Source organism: Streptomyces dryopteridis (assembly GCF_049606955.1).
GTDB lineage: Bacteria > Actinomycetota > Actinomycetes > Streptomycetales > Streptomycetaceae > Streptomyces.
This window is the reverse complement of sequence record NZ_CP187114.1, coordinates 886,477-904,322: the sequence shown is the minus strand read 5'-3', so window position 1 is coordinate 904,322 and position 17,846 is coordinate 886,477. Positions and strand designations below refer to the sequence as shown.

Genomic DNA, 17,846 nt, shown 5'->3' with positions numbered 1-17,846 from the left:
GGCTCGCGGTGAAGGGCGTGCGCGATCCCCGCCACACGCCGAACGGGCTCTCCTGCGCGCCCCGTTCCCCCCTGCGAGTGATGGTGACGGTCCGGTGGATCTGCTGCGGTGCACGGGCGACGGCCACGCCGCGACCCGAGAGGGTCGCCGTCCGGGCATCCCGAGTACGAGCGTCGTGCCCGGTGGGGGAGCGGACACGTGACGCGGGCGGCCGGACGGTGCGCAGGGGGCGTCACGGCGGGGTGCGATGTGAGGGGGCCTCGCACGACCGCCATGCAGTGGTCCGGAGACGGGTACGAGTACCCGACCGGTGGAGGCGAGGAGTTCGAGTCGGTCCACCGGGGCTCGGGCACCTCGTGGAGCGCGAAGACCGAGCCCGCCCGCCCGCCCCCCCCGGGCCCGGGCCGTGAACCCGACCCGGGGACGGGGGAAGTCGACGGGGCACGACGCGAGGCGACGGGGCAGGGGTCGGTTCGGGGTCAGATCAGGCGGTGCATGCCGACCGAGGCGGGGGCGGTTTCGCGGAAGCCGTGCTTCTCGTACAGGAACCGGGCGTCGCCGTCCGCGATCAGCGACACGTAGGCGCCGCGCGGGGCCCTGGCCCGAAGTTCCTCGACCAGCGCGGTCATGATCCGGCCGCCGAGGCCCCGGCCCTGGTGTTCGGGCAGCACGCAGATGTCGACGATCTGGAAGAACGCGCCGCCGTCGCCGATCACCCGGCCCATGCCGATCGGTTCGCCGGCGTGCTCGACGAGCACGGCGTGCCAACTGTTCGGCAGGCCCAGCTCCGCGCACTCGACGCTCTTCGGGCTCAGCCCCGAGGCCACCCGCAGGTGCCGGTAGGTCTCGACGGCGGGGACGACGGCCCGCAGCGTGTAGGGGGATTCGGTGGCGCCCTCGGGGGCGGCGGCGGTGCTCATGCGTTCGACCGTAACCCGCGGGTCCGACAATGCCCCGGCACGCCGCCGGGCCCCCGTCCGCGGTTCTCGGTCCGGGGCCCTGTACGGGATGCCGGGCCGGTTCGGGACACGGGGGGAAATCCGGTCCGGGGGGCCTGCTTTCGGCCCCGGGGCCGGTGACCCACGACCCCTGGAGGCGGTCCCGCCCCCTCTCCGAGAATGATCACGGCGAGGGCGGAGCGGCGCGCGGACGCGAACGGCGTACGGAGCGCGCGCGGTCCCGAGGATCCCGCCCGGCGACCGGTGTCGCGGGTGGCCGTCCGCGCCCACGCTCCACCGGAGGGCCCCTGATCATGCACGCGACGACGCGCACCGAACCCGTCCGCACCACCACCTCCCGCACCACCGCCCCGTCCCCCGCCCGGGCCGCGTCCCGGCGCGGGTTCCTCACCGCCGCCGGCGCGGGCGCGGCCGTCGTCGGGCTCGGCGGCCTGGGCCTGGCGGGCGCCGGGACCGCCGCCGCCGCGTCCGCGCCGGCCCGCGCGGCCGGCGCCCGCTGGCCGGGGCTGGAGTTCACCCTCGACCCGGCCCTGCTGCACATGAACGTGGGCACGGTGGGCTCCCCGCCGGTGCGGGCCCTGGACGCCGTCGACACCGAACTGCGCCGCATCGCCCGGGACGCGGTCTCCGGGTACGGGGAGTTCACGGACCTGCGCCGGCAGATCGCGCCCGGCTTCGGCTGCGACCCCGACGAACTCGCCCTCGCCGACAACACCACCGACGGCCTGTGCAAGATCCTCGCCGGGCTGGACTGGCGGCCCGGGGACGAGATCGTCACCACCGACCACGAACACAGCGGCGGCGAGTCCCCGTTGCGGGTGCTGCGCGACCGGTACGGGGTGGTGCTGCGCCGGGTCGCCGTGCCCGTCGGCAACGCGCAGCGCGCCGAGGACTACGTGCGCCTGTTCGCCGAGCAGATCAACACGCGGACCAGGGCCCTCTTCTTCTCCGCCCCCACCTTCACCACCGGCACCATGCTCCCCATCCGCAGGCTCGCCGCGCTGGCCCAGCGGCACGAGCTGATCAGCATCGTCGACGGCGCCCACCTGCCCGGGATGATGGCCTACGAGTACCGGACGCTGGGTGTGGACTTCCTCGCCGGCGCGGGCGCGAAATGGCAGTGCGGGCCCTCGGGCAACGGGGTGCTGTACGTGCGCAACAAGGTGGACCCCCGGTACAACCCGAAGCCGCTGCCCACGTTCTGGACCCCCGTGTCGATGCAGTACCCGGAGCAGGGCCTGAAGCCCCGGACCGACGGCGCGAAGGAGTCCTACGACATCGGCGGGCTGCTCTCGGGGATCGGCAACCGGCAGCTCGCCAACTTCGAGGGCTTCCGGACCGTGTGCGCGGCCTGGGACGCGATCGGGCGGCGCCGGATCGAGGAGTACGTGCTCAGGTTGAGCGCCCGGCTGAAGGAGGGCATCGCCGAACGCTGGGGGGTGCGGGCCCTGTACTCGCCGAAGGACGACCCCGAGCTGGTGTCCGCCCTGTCCAGTTTCGACCCGCACGCCGCGTCGGGGCGGATCACGGACGAGGGCGCGTCGAAGGAGTTCGTGTCCCGGATGCGCGCGGACCACGCGATCGTCGTGCGCGCCACCTCGTGCGCGGTGCCGGGGTCGGAGGAGAGGCACCACCCGATCCGAGTGTCCACGCACCTGTTCCACGAGGAGGCGGACGTGGATCGGGTCCTGGACGCGATGTGGCGGGTCTCGCGCGCGATGGCCTGATTCCGTCCCCCCGTTCCCCGGCCCGCCCGCCGGGTCAGTCGGTCTCGGCCAGGAAGGCCGTCACGGTCGCGGTGAACGCGGCCGGGTCGTCGACCCAGGGGGAGTGGCCGGCGCCGGGCTGCACGTGGTGCCGGGCACGGGGGAAGAGGGCCGCGAGCGCGGCCGTCGGCTCGGGCGGGCTGTTGAGGTCGAACTCGCCGGTCAGCACGAGCACCCGGCCGGGGAACCCGGCGAGCGCGGCCCGCGTCCGCTCCGGGTCGAACGCGCCCTCGGCCCCGAAGCCGGCCACGACCTCGGGGTCGGCGGGGCGGCCCGCCGCGTGGTGCGCGCGGGCCGCCTCGTCCCAGCGGCCGTGGAAGAACGGGGCCACGGCCTCGGCGTCGGCCGCCGAGCCGGAGCCGCTGACCAGGGCGTTCAGTGCAGCGAAGGCGTCGGGGAACCAGGGTTCGGCGGCGCGCCGGCGGGCGAGCGCGAGCCGGCACGCGCCGGTGACCTCCACGCCGACGGCGCGGGTGCCCGGCCCGACGAGCACGAGCGAGCGGACCCGCTCGGGGTGCCGCTCCGCGTACCGCGCGGCGACGTTCGCGCCCGCCGAGTGCGCGAGCAGGTCGAGGGTCGGCGCCCCGAGGTGGACGCGCAGCGCCTCCACGTCGTCCACGAGCCGGTCGCAGCGGTGGGAGGCCGGATCGGCGGGGCGGGCGGAGCGGCCGGTGCCGCGCCAGTCGGGCAGCACCAGCGGGCGGTGCGCGGCCAGGCCGCCGAGGTCGCCGAGGTAGTCGGCGGAGGTCGGGCCGCCGGGCAGGCACACGAGCGGCGCGCCGGAGCCGGTGGGGCCTGTGGTGCTCGTGGTGTCGGGGCCGGTGGTGCGGTGGGCGAGGAGGGTGCCGTCGAAGGCGGGGAAGCGGGTCACGGAGAGGAGTCTGCCCGAGCCGCGCCCGCTCCACAACCAGGTTGTACACCTCGGTTGTACGCCATGGTTGTACATCCGGGTTGTGAAGCTGCGGGCCGGTGGGCTACAACCGGGTCATGACCCACCCACCCGAACCCCCGACCCCGGACGCCGTCGACCGCGCCGGCCGGGTCTTCGCCGCCCTGAACGACGCGATCCGCGCCGGCGAGGAGGCCCGCGCCGCCCGCGCCGAGCTGATCCGCGGCCTCGCCGACGCCGGCTGGACCCAGGAACAGATCGCCCGCCTCGCCGAGCTCAGCCAGCCCGCCGTCTCCAAGCAGCTCCTGCGCCCCCGACCGCCCGGGGCCGCCCCCGCACCCGCCCCCGGCGCCCCGCTCCGCCTGGACCACCGGGACCCGGCCTGGCTGGAGGGCCGGCTGTGGGCCGTGGCCGAGGACCTCGTCCGGCTGTTCGGCGCGGACGCGGCCTGCGCCCCGCGCGTCCACGCCCTCGCCCGGGGCCGCGAACGCCTTACCCCGCGCTCCGCGGACGCGCTGCGCCGGCTGGTCGAGGAGGACCTGCGCCGCCCCGCCCCGGCCGGCCGGCCCACCACCGCCCACCGCGCCGCGTACGACGAGATCGCCCGCGCCCTCGACACGGCGACCGGCCGCGCCGCCCCGGCCGCCGACGGCCCCGGCGCCGACGGCACGGCCTCGGCCCGGCGCGCCCTGGCCCGCCGCGCCCAGCTCGACGCCCTCGACACCCCCTGACCGCCCACGCCCCACCCCGGCGCGCTCAGCGTCCCGCGAGGGCCGCCTCCGCCACCTCCGCCGCCGTCGGGGGCTGCGCGCCGGGGCGGGAGCAGGTCAGGGCGGCGGCGCGGGCCGCGAACGTCAGCAGCTCCGTCCACACCGCGTCCCCCAACCCGGCCGGACCCGTCGGGTACAGCGCGTCGTGCCGGGCCAGCCCGTGCAGCAGGGCGGCGGTCACGGTGTCCCCGGCCCCGATCGTGTCCACCACCGGCACCCGGACCGCCGGCACGTCGATCCGCCGGCCCGGCCCCGGGAACGCGCTCATCCCGCGTTCGCCCCGGGTCAGCACCACCGCCCCCGCTCCCGCCGCCAGCCAGGCCCCCGGATCGCCGCCGAGGCGCTCCGCGTCCTCCTCGGAGAGTTTCAGCAGCCCGGTGTGCGGCAACCAGGACCGGAACCGGGCCCGGTGCTCCTCGGCGTCCGGGACCAGCGCGGGGCGCACGTTCGGGTCCACGACCGTCAACAACCCCGCCCCGGCCGCGCGCCGCATCAGCTCCTCGTACGCGCTCGCCCCCGGCTCCAGCACCAGCGAACAGGTGCCGAACGAGACCGCCCGGGTGCCCTCGGGCAGCCGCGCCGGCGCCGTGAACAGCCGGTCGGCGGTGCCCTCCACCCGGAACTCGTAGCGCGCCGAGCCGTCCGGGCCGAGCGTGGACACGGCCAGCGGGGTCGGCTCGGGCCCCCGCAGCACCGGCGTGGTGTCCACGCCGGCCGCGCGCAGGCCCGCGATCAGCTCGCGGCCGTGGGCGTCGGTGGAGATCCGGGAGCAGAACGCGGTGGGCTCGCCGAGCCGGCCCAGCGCGACGGCCGTGTTGTAGGGCCCGCCGCCCGGCCGCGCCACGGGCGGGGCCTGCGGGGCTCCGGGAACGGGGACGAGGTCGACGAGGGCCTCGCCGGCTACGAGGATCATGGGAGTGGCGCCTTCGTTCGAGAGCAGGGTGACGGGCACGATACGACCCCCGCCGCTCCCGCCGGCGCACGCCCCCCGGAGCGAGCCGGGCGCGTCGGCTCAGTCGGAGGCGGCGAGGGCGGCCGCGAACACGTCGTACGCCGCCCGGTCGAAGAGCACGAACCGGGCCTCGGTCACCGAGGACCCGGCCGCCGAGACCTCCCGCACGGTCGCGAGCGCGATCCGGGCCCCGTCGTCCAAGGGCCAGCCATAGATGCCGGTGGACACGGCGGGGAACGCGACCGTCCGCGCCCCCAGTTCGTCCGCGACCCGCAGGGACTCGCGGTAGCAGGACGCGAGCAGCTCCGAGCGGTCCTCGCCCGGCACGTGACGCGGTCCCACCGTGTGGATCACCCAGCGGGCGTCGAGGGCGCCGGCGGTGGTGGCCACGGCCCGCCCCACCGCGAGCCCCTTGCCCAGGTGCCCGGCCCGCAGCCGGCGGCAGTCGGCGAGGATCTCGGGCCCGCCCCGCCGATGGACGGCCCCGTCCACCCCGCCGCCCCCGAGCAGGGAGGAGTTGGCGGCGTTGACGATGGCGTCGGCGCGCTGTCGCGTGATGTCCCCGAGGACCAGGTTGACGGTGATCACGCACCCACCATACGGAGCACGCCCGCCGCGGGAAGCTCTGGATTGGCTCAACTCCGGTTACCCGGACCCCGGGCGCCGGGCATGGTCCGCGACACGGGAACGGATCCCGGGCGGCGCGCCGGCGAGCGCGCGTGCGAAACGGGGGTGACGGCATGGAGGTCGTGGTGATCCTGGTGCTGCTGGGCATCGGCGTCGTACTGGCGGTGGCACGGATCGTGATCGTCGGCCCGCCCAAGCGCCGCGGCAGGTCCTGGTGGGCCTCGGGCAACGGCTCCGGCGACTCCTCGTGCGGCGGCGGTGGAGGCGGCTGCGGCGGTGGCGGCGGCTGCGGGGGCGGAGGCAACTAGGCTGCCGGTCGGGTCCCGGGCCGGCGCCTCCTTTCGTTGACAGGGGGGCGGGACCGGGGGAGGCGCACGTCCTCGGAGTCGGGGCTTTCGCGGCCCCCGGGACGGCCCGCGAGGGCGTTTGCTGGAGGTACGGGCGAGGAGACGGGATCCGGGCGGGTCCCCCTCCGTGCCCCGGCCCCTACCGTGATCCGTCGGCACGGGACCCCGTTCACACCACACACGTGAGGTGACCCGGTGACCATCGACACCACCCCCATCGACACCACCCCCATCGCCCCGACCCCCGCACCCTCGGCCCCCGTCGGGCCCGGCGCGGGCGTCTACGCCGGCCCGCTCGGTCGCGTGCCGCTGCCGACCACCCGCTTCCCCTCCCGGGGCGCCGCCGCCGACGCCGTCTACCGGCTCGTGCACGACGAGTTGGAGCTCGACGGCAACGCGTCCCAGAACCTGGCGACGTTCTGCACCACGTGGAGCGAGCCCGAGGTCCGGCGCCTCATGGACGAGAACCTCGGCAAGAACATGATCGACAAGGACGAGTACCCGCAGACCGCCGAGATCGAGCGGCGCTGCGTGCGGATGCTCGCGGACCTGTGGCACAACCCCGACCCCGGGTCGGCCCTCGGCTGCTCCACGACCGGTTCCAGCGAGGCGTGCATGCTGGGCGGCCTCGCGATGAAGTGGCGGTGGCGCGCCGCCCGTCGGGCCGCCGGGCGGTCGGACGCGCGCCCGAACCTCGTGTGCGGTCCGGTGCAGATCTGCTGGAAGAAGTTCGCCCGCTACTTCGACGTCGAACTGCGCGAGGTGCCCCTGGAGCCCGGGGCCACCGGCCTGCGGCCGCACCAACTGCGCGAGTACGTGGACGAGAACACCATCGGTGTCGTCGCCGTCCTCGGCGTCACCTTCACCTGCGACTACGAACCCGTCGCCGAGATCGCCGCCGAACTCGACCGGATCGAGGCCGAGACCGGACTCGACGTCCCGATCCACGTGGACGCGGCGAGCGGAGGCTTCGTCGCCCCCTTCGCACAGCCGGACCTCGTGTGGGACTTCCGCGTCGAGCGGGTGGTGTCCGTCAACTCCTCGGGCCACAAGTACGGCCTGGCCCCGCTCGGCGTCGGCTGGGTGGTCTGGCGCACCCCCGCCCACCTGCCCGCCGAACTCGTCTTCCGCGTGGACTACCTCGGCGGGGACATGCCCACCTTCGCCCTGAACTTCTCCCGCCCCGGCGGCGGGATCATCGCCCAGTACCACCTCTTCCTCCGCCTGGGCCGCGAGGGCTACGCACGCCTCCAGCGCACCCTCCTCGACACGGCGGCCCACCTCGGCGAGGAGATCGCCGCCCTGGGCCCGTTCACCCTCCTCTACGACGGCCGCGGCGCCCTGCCCGGGGTCTCGTACACCCTCACCGACCCGGCCGGCGCCGGTTTCACCCTCCACGAGCTGTCGGCGAAGCTGCGCGAACGCGGCTGGCAGGTGGCCGCCTACCCGCTGCCCGCCGACCGGGAGGACACCGTCGTCCACCGGATCCTCGTGCGCCGCGAGATCAGCCGTGACAAGGCCGAGCTCTTCCTCGCCGACCTCCGCCGGGCCGTGGACGCGCTCACCCGCGCCCCGCGCCGCCCCGCCCTCCAGGCCCCGGCTCCGGCCCCCGGCCCGGTCGCGTTCCACCACTGACGCGCCCCGGCCCCGAGCGCGCCGCCCCCGAGCGCGCCGCCCCCCCGTTCGCGGAACTTCGAAGGGAACACCGTCATGCCCGCCCACCCCCGTCCCTCCCGCGGCGACCCCGCCGCGATCCTCTCGCGCGCCGGGCGCGCACGCGGGCTGAGCGTGCCCGCGCTCGGTCTGATGACGGCCGCCGCCGTCATCACCAGCCTGCGCGGACTGCCCATGATGGCCAAGGAGGAGCTGACGATGTTCGTATACATCGGCTTCGCCGGGCTCCTCTTCCTCGTCCCCGCCGCCCTCGTCTCCGCCGAACTCGGCAGCGCCTTCGCCGGCCGCGCCGGCGGCGTGTACACCTGGATCGGGGAGGCGTTCGGCAAGCGCACCGGCTTCGTCGGCGTCTGGCTCCAGTGGATCCAGAACGTGGTCTGGTACCCCACCGGCCTCGGATTCGCCGCCGTCGCCCTCGCCTTCGCCCTCCACGACCCCTCCCTCGCCGCGAACCACGTCTACATCGGACTGTTCTGCATCGGCGCGTACTGGCTCGCCACCCTCGTGGCCCTGCGCGGCACCGGACTCCTCGTGCGGATCGCCAAGCGCGGGTTCGTCCTCGGCACCGCCCTGCCCGGGCTGCTGCTCCTGGGACTGTTCGGCTACTGGGTGGCCTCCGGCCGGCCCATCGGCTGGGAGCACGTGCACGCCGCCGCCGTCGCCGCGGGCTCCGGATCGCCGCGCCTGCTGCCCGCGTTCACCGGACTGGCCACGCTCTCCTTCCTCGCCGGGATCCTGCTGCTGTTCGCGGGCGCCGAGTCCCAGGCCGTCCACGTCTCCGAACTGCGGGAACCCGCGCGCGGCTACCCCCGGGCCATGTGGTTCGGCGCCGCCCTCACCCTCGGCATCTTCACCGCCGGTGCCCTGGCCGTCGCCGGGATCCTCCCCTACGACCGGATCTCCCTCACCGCCGGGGTCTTCGACGCCTTCCAGCGGGTGCTGGGCGGGGCCCTGCACGTCGGATGGCTCGTCCCCGTCGTCTCCGCCCTCGTCTGCTACGGCGCCCTCAGCGGAGCCCTGGCCTGGATCGGCGGACCCAGCAAGGCCCTCGTCGCCACCGCCCACGACGGGTACCTCCCGGCCCCGCTGCGCCGCGCCAACGGCCGGGGCGCCCCGCTCGGGATCCTCCTGGCCCAGGGCGTGGTGGTCACGCTGATCTCCACCGTCTACCTGGTCACCGCGAACGTCTCCACGGCCTTCTTCCTCATCTCCGCCATGACCGTCTCCCTGTACCTCGTGATGTACCTGCTGCTCTACGCGTCCGCGATCCGGCTCCGTCACACCCGCCCCGACCTGCCCCGCGCCTTCCGGGTCCCCGGTGGCCGGCCCGGCATGTGGGCCGTGGCCGGCACCGGCTTCACCGCCGTCGCCTTCGCCCTGGTCCTGTCCTTCGTGCCGCCCGCCCAACTGCCCGTCGGGGACCCCGGCACCTACGTGGGGCTCGTCGCCGCCGGACTGCTCGTGTTCACCGGCATCCCGGTGTTCCTCGGACGCCGCCGGCGCCCCGCCGCCGTCCCCGCCCCCGACACCGCGCCCTGACCTCGGCCGTTCGCGGGACGGCCCGGCGCGCCCCCGCCCGCGGTGCGGGCCCCGGGCCGCCGGGCGGGGTCGGATGGGGGGATGGAGCAGGACGGGACCGGCCCCCGGGCTGCGGGCGAGGGCCCGACCGCCCCCGGGCCCGTCCGTCCCGGGTGGGGCCCGACGGGCCGGGACCGCTGGGCCGCTGCCGCCTGCCTGGCCACGAGCACGGCGTTCGAGGCGTCGGCGGCCTGGGCGCACGACTCCTGGGCCACGCACCCCGCGCTGCGCTGGTCCGGGATCGTGCTCGGCTCCCTCGCCCTCCTCGGGCGCCGGCGACGCTTCCCGCTCGCCGCCGGCACCGGACTGGCGGCGGCGCTGGTGAGCATGCAGTTCACGGTGGTGTACTTCCTCGCCTGGGCGGCCGGCCGGTACCGGTCGCGGCGGTCCGCGCTCGTGTTCGGGTCGGTGACGGGCGCGGCGCTGCTGGTGTTGGCGGTGACCGGCTCGGGGCCCTCGTTCCTGGCCGCCGGGGCCCCGGCCGGGGTGGCGGTGACCCTGCTCGCCCTCGCCACCACCCTGCTGTGCGGGGTCACGGCCCGCCGGCGCGAGGAGGACCGGGCCCGCGCCCCGCGCGAGGCCGAACGCCTGGTGGCACGGGCCGTCACCGCCGAACGCGCCCGGCTCGCCGCCGATTTCCACGACCTCCTCGGGCACGACGTCGCGCTGCTGAACCTGATCGTGGAGTCCCTGAGGGTCCGGCTCGGCCCCGGGCCGCTGCCCGAGGAGGTCACCCGGCTGCTCGACGCCGCGCACGCGCAGTGCGCCTCGGCCACGGAGAACCTGCGCACGATGACGGCGGTGCTCCGGCTGCGGCGTTCCGAGGCCGGAGACGCGGACGGGGACGAGGACGAGGACGAGGACGGGGACGGGTGGGCGGGGTTGGTGGGGGCCTGGGTCGCGATCCGGGCCGCCGGCACCCCGGTGCGCGTCGGGGAGACCTTCGCGTCGAACTACCGGACCCTGCCGCCCGGGGAGCGGGACGTGGCGCGCCACGTCCTCGTCGAATCCGTCGCCAACGCCCTGCGACACGCGCCCGGCGCCCCCCTCGACCTGCGACTGGACCGGGACGGGCCGGCCTGGACCCTGGAGGTGACGAACGGGCCGCCCGGCGCGGGCCGCGGGCGCCCGACGCCGGCCGGCGGGACGGGGCTGGGCCTGGAAGGGCTGCGGCGGGCGGTGGCCCGGATCGGCGGCGAACTGACCGTGCGCACCGGGCCCGACGGCGGGCACGCCGTCCGCGCCCGGGTCCCGGGGCCCGCCGCCCCCGGACCGGAGCCGAGGGAGGGTGCGTCGGAATGATCCGCGTGGTGATCGTCGACGACGAGGAGATCGTCCGCGCCGGGGTGCGCACCCTGCTGGAGGCCGCCGAGGACATCGTGGTGGTCGCGGAGGCCGCCTCCGGCGCGCGGGCCCTGGCGGCCGTGGCCCGGCACGCGCCCGACGTGGTCGTGCTGGACCTGCTGATGCCCGAGGGGCCCGACGGCGCGGAGACGGCCGGCCGGCTGCGGGCCGACGCCCCCGACCTCGGCATCCTCGTCCTGACGACGCGGGTGGACGAGGCGGCCCTGGCCCGGGTCTGGCGCTCCGGGGCCGACGGCTACCTCCTCAAGACGGCCTCGGGCGAGGAGATGCGCCGCGCCGTGCGCGACGCGAGCCGGCACCGGGCCGTCCTCTCCCCGGACCTCCTCGCCCCCGTCCTCGACACCTACGCCCGACACCGGCACGCCGCGAACGCGGAGTTCCTGGCCGGGGTGGCGGGCCTGTCCGTGCGGGAACTGCGCGTGCTGCTCGCCCTGGCCGACGGCGCCGGCAACCAGGAGATCGCGGGCGCGCTCGACGTGGCGGAGGGCACGGTGAAGACGTACGTCTCGCGGACCCTGCGCAAACTCGGCCTCGACAACCGCACCCGGCTCGCCCTCCTGGCCAACGACCACCGCCGCCTGCTGCGCGAGACCCTGGAGCGCCGCGAGCGGTCGACCTGATCAAACCTCACTTTCGTTGTTCCGCAAGGCAGTTGGGGCGCGACGAAGGTCGTGGTGTGCGCCCCCTGCGCCGGGTCCCGGGGAGGAGGACGGGATCCGACCTCGGGGTGACGTGGCGCCGGCGGGGGACGGGCAGGATCGGGGGGTGTGCACGGAGCGTGCGCGAAGCTTCCACGGAGGGTGTCCGTCATGAGCTCAGCCGCGTACCGCGCGGGTCGCACCACGGCCGTGGTGTCGGCCGCCCTGTTGGCCCTGACCCTGGGGGTTGCGCCGGTCTCGGCCGCCGGCGGGCCGGGGCCCGGGGCCCTGGCCGTCGGCGCCCCGGTCGCGCGCCCCGGCCCGGACCGCGAGGCCCTGCGGGCCTCGCTCGACGCGTTCCGGGACGCCGGCATGTACGGGTCCTGGGCCGCCGTGCGCGAGGGCTCCGCGCAGTGGCGCGGCGCCACCGGCGTCGCCGACAAGGCGACCGGCCGGCCCACCGCCCCCGACCTCGAAACGCGGGTCGGCAGCATCACGAAGACGTTCACCGCCGTGGCCCTGCTCCAGCAGGTCGAACGCGGCCGGCTCCGCCTCGACGAGCCCATCGGCCGCCGACTGCCCGACCTCGTCACCGACGAGCGGGCCCGGACCGTCACCGTGCGGATGCTCCTCGACCACACCAGCGGCATCGGCGACTACGTGCTGCCCGCGTTCCCCGGGATCCTCGACGACCCGCGCCGCGCCCTCGACGCGGGCCGCTTCCGCCGGCTCGAACCCGAGCACCTCGCCCGCCTCGGCCTCGCCGCCCCGCCCGCCGGGGAACGCGGCCGGCACAACTACTCCAACACCAACTACATCCTCGCCGGGCTGATCCTGGAACGCGTCACCGGTCAGGACCCCGAGACGTACATCTCCCGGCACGTGATCCGGAAGGCCGGCCTGGAGCACACCCGCTTCCCGACCTCCCCCCGGATCGAGGGCCCGCACGCCCGCCTGTACGAGTCCTTCCACGGCCACATCGACCCGCCCCGCGACTACAGCGTGTACGACATGTCCTGGGGCGGGACCGCCGGCGCCCTCGTCTCGACCACCACCGACCTCAACTCCTTCTACCGGCAGTTGCTCGGCGGCCGGCTGCTCGGACCGGCCGCCCTGCGCGAGATGAAGACCACCGTCCCCGCCTACGAGACCGAGCCGGGGGAGGAGGCGCTGGTCCGCTACGGCCTGGGCATCTTCACCCTCAGGATGTCGGACGGGCGCGACTACTGGGGCCACAACGGCGGCGTGTTCGGCGGCGGGACCTGGGCCTTCTCCTCCGAGGACGGGCGGCGCCAGGTCGCCCTCGGATACAACCTGACGAAGTACGAGCGCTTCGACGAACAGGGCGAGCCGCTCCCGGACCCGATCGGCGAGGCCCTCTTCGCCTTCCTGGACCGCGCCCTGTCCACCCGGCCCCCGACCGACGGGCGTTCCGTCCTCCCCGCGCCGGGCGCCCTGCGCGCACTGCCCGCCGACCTGCCCCTGCCGCGCCCCGGCGGCACGCCCCGCTGAGCCCCGTCGCCCCGCCCCGTCCGGCCCCCGTTCGCGCCTCCCCGCGCGGACGGGGGCCTTCGCGCGTGCCGACCCGGGCGGGGGCAAGGGCGGGGGACAAGGCGGGCGAAGTCCGTGCACACGGGGCGGTCCCCAACACGGCTTCGTGCGCGCGGTGTTGACACGCCCGGCATCTGACGGAAACCTGTGGCGCCATGGCCGCAGATCGGCCACGAGATCACTCAAAAAATGAAGAGAGCCTCGCAAAATCTCGGCAGACACGCTCGCCCCCTCGAGAGTGTCCGCCCGTGTTCCCGCTCCTCCCTCCCCACCGCCCCCCGAATTCGAGGACAGACATGAGATGGATGCACGGCGGCCGGCGCGCGCTGGTCGGCCTGGTGGTCGCGGGGCTGACGGCCCTCGGGGCCCTGCCCGCCACGAACGCCGTCGCGGCCGGCGGCCCGAACCTCGCCGCGGGCAGGCCCGCCACCGCGAGCGGCGCCCTCGGCGGCTACGAGTCCGCGAAGATCACCGACGGCAACCAGGGCACCTACTGGGAGAGCCCCTCCGGCTCCTTCCCGCAGTGGGCGCAGGTGGACCTGGGCAAGGCCGTCCCCGTGGACGAGGTCACGCTGAAGCTGCCCGCCTCCTGGGAGACCCGCACGCAGACCCTGAGCGTGCGCGGCAGCACCGACGGGTCCGCCTTCACCACCCTGTCCGCGGCCGCCCCGAAGGTCTTCGACCCGGCCCGCGGCAACGCCGTCACCCTCGGTTTCGCCCAGGCCCCGGTGCGCTGGCTGCGGGTGCAGGTGGACGCGAACACCGGCTGGCCCGCGGCCCAGCTCTCCGAACTGGAGGTGCGCGGCCCCGCGACCGATCCCGGCGACCCGACCGACCCCGGTGACCCGGGTACCCCGCCCACCGGCGTGAACCTGGCCAAGGGCAAGCCCATCGAGGCATCGTCCACCACCCAGAACTACGTGGCCGGCAACGCCAACGACGACAGCGTCACCAGCTACTGGGAGGCCGCCGGGCAGGACTCCACCCTCACGGTGAAGCTCGGCGCGGACGCCGACGTGACCGGCGCGGTGCTGAAGCTCAACCCGGACCCGGCCTGGGGGGCCCGCACCCAGCAGATCGAGGTGCTCGGCCGCGAACGCTCCGCGACCGGCTTCACCACCCTCAAGGCCCGCGCCTCCTACGCCTTCGACCCGACGGGCAACCGCAACACCGTCACGGTGCCCTTCACCGGCCGCGTCTCCGACGTCCGCCTGCGGTTCACCGGCAACACCGGCGCCGGCGGCGGCCAGCTCGCCGAGTTCCAGGTGCTCGGCACCCCCGCCGCGGGCCCCGACCTGACCGTCACGGGCCTGGCCTGGACCCCCGCGCAACCCTCCGAGAGCGACCCCGTCAGCGTCGGCGTGACCGTCCGCAACGCGGGCACCGCCGCCTCCGCCGCGACCACCGTCGAGGTGAGCGTGGAGGGCGTCGTCGCCGGCAGCGGGAACGTCGGCGCCCTGGCCCCGGGCGCCTCGGCGACCGTGCCGGTCGCGGTCGGCAAGCGGCCCATGGGCTCCTACGGGGTCTCCGCCGTCGTCGACCCCCGCGACACCGTCCCCGAGCAGGACGACACCAACAACGGCAAGGTCGCGGCCGAGCGCCTCGTCGTCGGCCAGGCCCCCGGCCCCGACCTCGAAGTGCTCGCGATCACCCCGAACCCGGCCAACCCGGCCGTCGGCGCCCCCGTCTCCTTCCGGGTCACCGTCCGCAATCGGGGCACGAGCGCGGTCCCCGCCGGCACCATCACCCGTGTCACCACCGGCACCACCGTCCTCAACGGCCCCACGCCGGCGATCGCGGCCGGCGCGAGCGTCGACGTCGCGATCAACGGCACGTGGACGGCGACCAGCGGCGGGGCCACCCTGACCGCCACCGCCGACGCCGCCGACACCCTCGCCGAGACCAACGAGACCAACAACGCCCGCTCCCTGTCCATCGTCGTCGGCCGGGGCGCCGCCCTGCCGTACACCTCCTACGAGGCCGAGGCCGGCAGCTACACCGGCACCCTGCTGCGCACCGACGCCCTGCGCACCTTCGGGCACACGAACTTCGCCACCGAGTCCTCCGGCCGCGAGTCGGTCCGCCTCTCCGCCACCGGCCAGTACGTGCAGTTCACGTCCACGGCGGCGGCCAACTCCATCGTCGTGCGCAACTCCGTGCCCGACGGCCCGAACGGCGGCGGCGCCGACGCCACCGTCAGCCTGTACGTGAACGGCTCCTTCGACCGCAAGCTGACCCTGTCCTCCAAGCACAGCTGGCTGTACGGCACCACCGACAGCCCCGAGGGCCTCACCAACCGGCCCGGCGGCGACGCCCGGCGCCTCTTCGACGAGACCCAGGCCCTGCTCGGCCAGACCTGGCCCGCCGGCACCACCTTCCGCATCCAGCGCGACGCCGGCGACACCGCCGCCTACCAGATCATCGACCTGATCGACCTGGAGCAGGTGGCCCCGCCGCTGGCCAAGCCCGCCGAATGCGTCTCCATCACCGAGTACGGGGCCGTGCCCAACGACGGCAACGACGACACCGCCGCCATCCAGCGGGCCGTCACCGCCGACCAGAACGGGCAGATCCCCTGCGTCTGGATTCCGCAGGGCCAGTGGCGCCAGGAGCAGAAGATCCTGACCGACGACCCGCTGAACCGGGGCCAGTTCAACCAGGTCGGCATCCGTGACGTCACCATCCGCGGCGCGGGCATGTGGCACTCCCGGCTGTACACCCTGACCCCGCCCCAGGACGCGGGCGGCATCAACCACCCGCACGAGGGCAACTTCGGTTTCGACATCGACGAGAACACGCAAATTTCCGACATCGCGATCTTCGGCTCCGGAACCATCCGCGGCGGCGACGGGAACGCCGAGGGCGGCGTCGGTCTCAACGGCCGCTTCGGCAAGAACACGAAGATCACCAACGTGTGGATCGAGCACGCCAACGTCGGCGTCTGGGTCGGCCGCGACTACGACAACATCCCCGCCCTGTGGGGCCCCGCCGACGGGGTCGAGTTCAGCGGCGTGCGGATCCGCGACACCTACGCCGACGGCATCAACTTCGCCAACGGCACCCGCAACTCCACCGTCTTCAACTCCTCCTTCCGCACCACCGGCGACGACGCCCTCGCCGTCTGGTCCAGCAAGTACGTCAAGGACCAGTCCGCGGACGTGGCGCACGACAACCACTTCCGCAACAACACCATCCAGCTGCCCTGGCGAGCCAACGGCATCGCCATCTACGGCGGCCGGGACCAGAGCATCGAGAACAACCTGATCTTCGACACCATGAACTACCCGGGCATCATGCTCGCCACCGACCACGACCCGCTGCCGTTCTCCGGCAGCACCCTGATCGCCGGCAACGGGCTCCACCGCACCGGCGGCGCGTTCTGGAACGAGGACCAGGAGTTCGGGGCGATCACCCTGTTCGCCGCGAACCTCCCGATCCCCGGGGTCACCATCAAGGACACCGACATCAGCGACTCCACCTACGACGGCATCCAGTTCAAGACCGGCGGCGGCGCCCTGCCCGACGTCCGCGTGGAGAACGTCCGCATCGACAAGTCGAACAACGGCGCCGGCATCCTCGCCCACAGCGGGGCCCGGGGCAACGCCACCCTCGCCGGGGTCACCATCACGAACTCGGCCAAGGGCGACGTGGTCACCGAACCCGGCTCCCAGTTCACGATCACCGGCCGCTGACCCCTCCCGTACGGTCCCGATCATGTCGGGACCGCGTCCGGACCGCGCCCTCCGACCGGCCCCGCCCCGCGCGGCGGCCGGGCGGGGGGCGCGGTTTCGTTTCCCGGCCCCCCTCCGGACAGGTGTTTCGTTCCACGCGCTGTTTCGCGGCGGGGCCGGGCACCAGGATGGGAGGACGCGCCTGCCCGCCCGGCGGCCGTCCCGGCCGAGCGGTCGACCCCGCGTGGACGGGCGGCCGGCGAGAATCAGTGTCGACGACCATGCGCGACGGGCCCCGGGCCGCCCGCACCGGGATCCCCCCGGGCAGCGGGTCACACGTCCTACGGAGCCACCATGACAGCGCGCGAACCCGCCCGACCCGAGCCCGCGCCGAACGTGCTGCGCTGCGCCGGGGAACTCGACATGGACACCGCAGGCGAACTCGCCGAGCGCGCCGACCGGGCCCGACGGGCCGGCGTCGGCCCGCTGGTCCTCGACGTGCGGGAGGTGACCTTCGCGGACTCCTCCGCCCTCAACACCCTGCTGCGCCTGCGCCTCGACGGCCCGCTCGCGCTGCGCGGACCGCTGCCGGACCAGTTGCGGCGGCTGCTGGAGATGACCGGCACCGCCGACCTCTTCGACCGCGCCGACGAGCCGACCCCGGAGCCGCCGGCCGACCCGGCCCGCCCGCAATCCCCGACCCGCGCCGCGTGAGCGCCCGCCGGGGCGGTCCCGTCAGCGGCCCAGGGCGCGTTTCAGCTCGGCCTTGTCCATCCGTGAGCGGCCCTTGACCCCGCGCTGCCGGGCCTCGTTGTAGAGCTGCTCCTTGGTCGGCCCCCGGGAGCCGCTGTGCGAGTGCAGCCCGCCGCGTCGGGACGAGGACATGTCGTGGGTGGACGAGCGGCTCGCCGTCCTCGACTCGCCCGCGCGGGCGCGCTCCTTGTTGACGGTGCGGGCGGCGATCTCGGCGGCCCGCTTCGGGGACTCGCCCCGCTTCCGCGCCGACTCCTTGACGTGCTCGTACTGGCGCTCCCGCTTGGGGGAGGAACCTCGGGGCAT

15 protein-coding genes are annotated in these 17,846 nt (G+C 75.3%); 10 read left to right on the top strand and 5 right to left on the bottom strand.

What is annotated here, in order from left to right; genetic code table 11:
• Positions 1–479: 479 nt before the first annotated feature.
• Positions 480–920 (bottom strand): GNAT family N-acetyltransferase, encoded by a 441-nt coding sequence (locus ACN20G_RS30545; RefSeq protein WP_424216475.1) that lies wholly within the window; start codon positions 918–920, stop codon positions 480–482.
• 332 nt (positions 921–1,252) lie between these two features.
• Here ACN20G_RS30545 and ACN20G_RS30540 point away from each other — a divergent pair, with 332 nt between their 5' ends.
• Positions 1,253–2,686 carry an aminotransferase class V-fold PLP-dependent enzyme gene (locus ACN20G_RS30540; RefSeq protein ID WP_424216474.1) on the top strand — a complete coding sequence of 478 codons (1,434 nt, stop codon included), beginning with the start codon at positions 1,253–1,255 and terminating at the stop codon, positions 2,684–2,686.
• Between the two features lie 34 nt (positions 2,687–2,720).
• Here the strand turns inward: ACN20G_RS30540 and ACN20G_RS30535 are convergent, their stop codons facing one another.
• The gene (locus tag ACN20G_RS30535; RefSeq protein ID WP_424216473.1) at positions 2,721–3,596 is read right to left on the bottom strand and encodes an alpha/beta fold hydrolase; all 876 of its coding nucleotides are present in this window, start codon (positions 3,594–3,596) and stop codon (positions 2,721–2,723) included.
• 116 nt (positions 3,597–3,712) lie between these two features.
• On the opposite strand from ACN20G_RS30535, the gene ACN20G_RS30530 reads away from it, so the two are divergent.
• On the top strand, positions 3,713–4,345 hold the full coding sequence (locus ACN20G_RS30530; protein ID WP_424216472.1) for a sigma-70 family RNA polymerase sigma factor: 633 nt from the start codon (positions 3,713–3,715) through the stop codon (positions 4,343–4,345).
• Between the two features lie 25 nt (positions 4,346–4,370).
• Here ACN20G_RS30530 and ACN20G_RS30525 read toward each other — a convergent pair whose 3' ends face one another.
• Both ACN20G_RS30525 and ACN20G_RS30520 read right to left on the bottom strand, forming a co-directional pair.
• Entirely contained in the window at positions 4,371–5,297 is a 927-nt protein-coding gene (locus ACN20G_RS30525) for a carbohydrate kinase family protein (RefSeq protein ID WP_424216471.1), read from the bottom strand.
• 99 nt (positions 5,298–5,396) lie between these two features.
• A complete protein-coding gene (locus ACN20G_RS30520) occupies positions 5,397–5,924 on the bottom strand; it encodes an O-acetyl-ADP-ribose deacetylase (RefSeq protein ID WP_424216470.1) in 528 nt (175 codons plus the stop codon).
• A gap of 152 nt (positions 5,925–6,076) precedes the next feature.
• Here ACN20G_RS30520 and ACN20G_RS30515 point away from each other — a divergent pair, with 152 nt between their 5' ends.
• From ACN20G_RS30515 to ACN20G_RS30480, 8 genes are all read left to right on the top strand, one after another.
• Positions 6,077–6,271: a hypothetical protein gene (locus tag ACN20G_RS30515; protein ID WP_424216469.1), complete on the top strand. Its 195-nt coding sequence runs from the start codon at positions 6,077–6,079 to the stop codon at positions 6,269–6,271.
• Positions 6,272–6,541: 270 nt separating this feature from the next.
• Positions 6,542–7,945: a glutamate decarboxylase gene (locus ACN20G_RS30510; protein ID WP_424217394.1), complete on the top strand. Its 1,404-nt coding sequence runs from the start codon at positions 6,542–6,544 to the stop codon at positions 7,943–7,945.
• Between the two features lie 75 nt (positions 7,946–8,020).
• Positions 8,021–9,523 (top strand): amino acid permease, encoded by a 1,503-nt coding sequence (locus tag ACN20G_RS30505; protein ID WP_424216468.1) that lies wholly within the window; start codon positions 8,021–8,023, stop codon positions 9,521–9,523.
• Positions 9,524–9,604: 81 nt separating this feature from the next.
• Complete coding sequence (locus ACN20G_RS30500) at positions 9,605–10,864, top strand: sensor histidine kinase (protein WP_424216467.1); 1,260 nt, start codon at positions 9,605–9,607, stop codon at positions 10,862–10,864.
• On the top strand, positions 10,861–11,547 hold the full coding sequence (locus ACN20G_RS30495) for a response regulator (protein WP_424216466.1): 687 nt from the start codon (positions 10,861–10,863) through the stop codon (positions 11,545–11,547). Before ACN20G_RS30500 ends, ACN20G_RS30495 begins: the two co-directional genes overlap by 4 nt.
• A 189-nt stretch (positions 11,548–11,736) precedes the next feature.
• On the top strand, positions 11,737–13,077 hold the full coding sequence (locus tag ACN20G_RS30490; RefSeq protein WP_424216465.1) for a serine hydrolase domain-containing protein: 1,341 nt from the start codon (positions 11,737–11,739) through the stop codon (positions 13,075–13,077).
• 335 nt (positions 13,078–13,412) lie between these two features.
• Positions 13,413–16,808 (top strand): CARDB domain-containing protein, encoded by a 3,396-nt coding sequence (locus ACN20G_RS30485; RefSeq protein WP_424216464.1) that lies wholly within the window; start codon positions 13,413–13,415, stop codon positions 16,806–16,808.
• A 333-nt stretch (positions 16,809–17,141) separates the two neighbouring features.
• On the top strand, positions 17,142–17,501 hold the full coding sequence (locus tag ACN20G_RS30480; protein ID WP_424216463.1) for an STAS domain-containing protein: 360 nt from the start codon (positions 17,142–17,144) through the stop codon (positions 17,499–17,501).
• Between the two features lie 21 nt (positions 17,502–17,522).
• Here ACN20G_RS30480 and ACN20G_RS30475 read toward each other — a convergent pair whose 3' ends face one another.
• The gene (locus tag ACN20G_RS30475) at positions 17,523–17,846 is read right to left on the bottom strand and encodes a plasmid stabilization protein (RefSeq protein WP_424216462.1); all 324 of its coding nucleotides are present in this window, start codon (positions 17,844–17,846) and stop codon (positions 17,523–17,525) included.